This is a genomic window from Mycobacterium sp. (assembly GCF_035653355.1).
GTDB lineage: Bacteria > Actinomycetota > Actinomycetes > Mycobacteriales > Mycobacteriaceae > Mycobacterium.
In genome coordinates this window covers 1-3,685 of record NZ_DASRBZ010000621.1, presented here as the reverse complement: position 1 = coordinate 3,685, position 3,685 = coordinate 1, and the positions used below count along the sequence as shown (strand labels likewise).

General features: G+C 67.8%; 1 protein-coding gene. It reads right to left on the bottom strand.

Annotation, left to right across the window (positions count from 1 at the left end; all coding sequences use genetic code 11):
* Positions 1–3,685: amino acid adenylation domain-containing protein (locus tag VFA16_RS21450; RefSeq protein ID WP_324969767.1), on the bottom strand; the 3,685-nt coding region annotated here is incomplete at both ends.

Sequence of the window (3,685 nt, the reverse complement as noted above, 5' to 3'; positions counted from 1 at the left end):
TCGCCGAGAGCGAATCGCCGCCCAGGTCGAAAAACGAGTCGTCGACGCCGACCCGCTCGGTGCCAAGGACCTGGGCGTAGATGCCGGCCAATAGTTCTTCGACCGCGTTGGTCGGGGCGCGGTAGCCGGCGGCGTCGGCGTATTCGGGGGCGGGCAGGGCGCGTTTGTCGAGTTTGCCGTTGACCGTCAACGGCAGCGCGTCCAACACCACGATCGCGACGGGCACCATATACGGAGGCAGCCGCTGCGCCAGCGTCTCGCGAATCTGGGCCGGGTCGGCGGACCCGGTGACATAGCCGACCAGGCGTTTGTCGCCCGGGCGGTCCTCGCGAGCGATCACCGCCGCCTGCTGCACACCGTCCAGCCCACCTAATGCGGCCTGGATCTCGCCCAGTTCGATGCGGTAGCCGCGGACCTTGACCTGCTCATCGGCGCGGCCCAGGTAGTCCAGCTGCCCATCGGCGCGCCAACGCACCAAATCCCCGGTCCGATACATCCGTGTTCCGGCCCCACCAAACGGGCAAGCCACAAACCGCGAAGCGGTCAACGGGCCACGGCGCCAATACCCCACCCCGACCGCGTCGCCGGCCGCATACAACTCGCCGACCACCCCCACCGGGACCGGGCGCAACCAGCCATCCAGCACAAACAACGCCGCCCTCGGCACCGGCGAACCAATCGGCGCCCCCCCACCCGGCGTCAACGGCGCGCTCAACGTCACCCACATCGTGGCCTCGGTGGGCCCGTAGGCGTTGATCATCATCCGCCCCGGCGCCCACCGGTCCACCAGCTCGGCCGGGCAGGCCTCACCGCCCACTATCAACGCCGTCGACTCCAACCCCTGTGGTGAGAGCACACCCACCGCCGACGGGGTTTGGTTTAAGACGCTGACCTGTTCGGCGATCAGCAAGGCGTGCAAGTCATCGGGGGAGCCGGTCACTTCTTCGGGCACCACCACCAGGCGTCCACCGTGCAGCAGCGCGCCGAAGATCTCCCAACCCGAGATGTCAAAGCTATAGGTGTGGCACTGCGACCACACCTGCCTGGGACCGGCCAAACCCCGGTCCAATGACCCAATCAGCTGAATGACGTTGTGGTGGGTAATCGCCACACCTTTCGGCACACCGGTGGTGCCCGAGGTGTAGATCAGGTAAGCGATGTCTTCTGGGATTGGCGCCGGGGTAGCCAAGGGCGTGGCGGGCTGGCTGTGCCCAGCTGGATCGTTGACGTCGATGACCGCCAGGTCGTGCCCGTCGAGCCGGCCGGCCCGCTCTTCGGTAGTCAGTACGGCGATCGGCGCGGCATCGGCGAGCATGAAGCCGATGCGGGCATCCGGATGTGCCGGATCGATCGGTAAGTACGCCGCCCCGGTCTTGAGTACCGCCAGCATCGACACGATCGCCTCGGCCGAGCGCGAAAACAGAAGTGCTACACATGCGCCCGGGCCCGCACCGTGGTCAATCAACAAGTGCGCCAGGCGGTTCGACGCATCGTCCAGCTCGCGGTAGGTCCACGAAGCCCCACTGCATGTCAGCGCCACCGCATCGGGGGTGCGAGCCACCTTGGCGGCGAATGTCTCCGGAATTGACAGCGGCGTGGTGGCGGGCTGACTCAGCACTGCCCGGTTACCGACCTGATCGAGGCGGGCGTATTCGGCCGCGTCGAGCACATCGATCGACGACAAGCGTTGGGTGGGGTCGGCGGTAATGGCGGCCACGACCCGCTTGAAGCGCTCGATCAGTGTCTCGATGCTGGCCGCATCGAATACATCGGTGCGATACTCCACCACCCCGGAGATGCCGGCCGGCTCACCGTCCTGGCCCCAGCGCTCACCGAGGAAAAACGTCAGATCCATGCGGGCGCTGCGGGTGTCCACCGGCAGCAGGCTGGCCTGCACATCGCCCAACCCCAACCCGGTGCTGGGGTCGCCGCTTTGCCAGTTCTGCCAGGCCAACACCACCTGCACCAGCGGGGAATGGGCCAGGCTTCGCACCGGGTTGAGCCGATCGACCAGCACCTCGAAGGGCACGTCTTGGTGTTCGTAGGCGGCCAAGGCGCGCGCCCGCACCTGGTCCAGCAGCTCGGCCACATTGGGATCGCCGGTCAGCTCGACGCGCAGCACCAACGTGTTGACGAAAAACCCGACCAGCTCATCGAGCGCGGGGTCCCGCCGGCCGGCGATCGGGAACCCCACCGCCACATCTGCACTGGCGCTGAGCTTGGCCAGCAGCACCGCCAGCGCGGCCTGCATCACCATGAAGCTGGTGGTGTTGTGCTCACGGGCGAACCGGTTGATCTGCTGCTGCAACTCAACCGGCCAGTCCAGCGCAACATTGGCGCCGCGATAGTCGGCCACCGGCGGGTAGGGCCGATCGGTGGGTAGATCCAGTCGCTCGGGCATACCGGCCAGAGCCTGCTGCCAGTAGGCCAGCTGCGCGCCGATGCGGCTGTCGGGGTCGTCGAAGTCGCCGAGCTGATTGCGCTGCCACAGCGTGTAATCGGCGTACTGCACCGGAAGCGGCGCCCACTCGGGCGCATGGCCTTCACGGCGGCTGGCATAAGCGTGGCCCAGATCGCGCACCAGCGGGGTGATCGACCAGCCATCCGCGGCGATATGGTGCACCACCGCCACCCACACATGCTCGTCCTCGCCGATGCGGAAAAGCCGGTCCCGCAGCGGGATCTCAGCGGCCAGGTCGAAACTGTGCCGCACCGCGGTGTCGATGGCCTCCTGCAGCCGAGCCGCCGGCCAACCGGTTGCATCGACCACGTCCCAGCAGACATCGGCCTGCTCGGGCGGCACTACCAGCTGCTGAGGGGTGCCGTCGACCGCGGGGAAGCGGGTGCGCAGGCTTTCGTGGCGGGCTACCACATCGGCCAGCGCCTGGCCCAGCGCATCGGCGTCAAGGTGGCCGCGCAGGTGTAGTGCCACCGCCATGTTGTAAATCGGCGACGGCCCTTGGAACTGATCCAGGAACCACAGCCGCTGTTGGGCGAACGACAGCGGCACAACCGCGGGCCGCGGCACAGGTGTGAGCGGGGCCAGCCGGCCAGCGCCGCCGACACCGATGCGAAGGGCCAGCTGAGCCACGGTGGGCGCCTCGAACACCGTGCGCACCGCGACGTCGACGTCCAGGCTGGTGTTGATGGCGGCGATTAGTCGCATCGCCGAGATGCTGTCGCCGCCCAATTCGAAGAAGGAGTCGTCGATGCCGACGCGCTCGACTCCGAGGACGTGGGCGTAGATGCCGGCCAGGATTTCTTCGACCGCGTTGGTGGGGGCGCGGTAGCCGGCGGCGTCGGCGTACTCCGGGGCCGGCAGGGCGCGGGTATCCAGCTTGCCGTTGACGGTCAACGGCAACGCATCGAGTGCGACGATCGCGGCGGGCAGCATGTAGGCCGGTAACCGCTCGGCCAGCTGGGCGCGTGTCTGGGCGGGGTCGGCGGTGCCGGTGATGTAGCCGACCAGGCGTTTGTCGCCGGGGCGGTCTTCGCGGGCGATCACCGCCGCCTGGCCCACCCCAGCCACATCAGCCAACGCCGCCTGAATCTCACCCAACTCGATGCGATACCCGCGGATCTTGACCTGCTCATCAGCACGCCCGAGGTAGTCCAGCTGCCCATCAGCGCGCCAGCACACCAGATCCCCGGTCCGATACATGCGCTGTCCGGGACTACCGAAGGG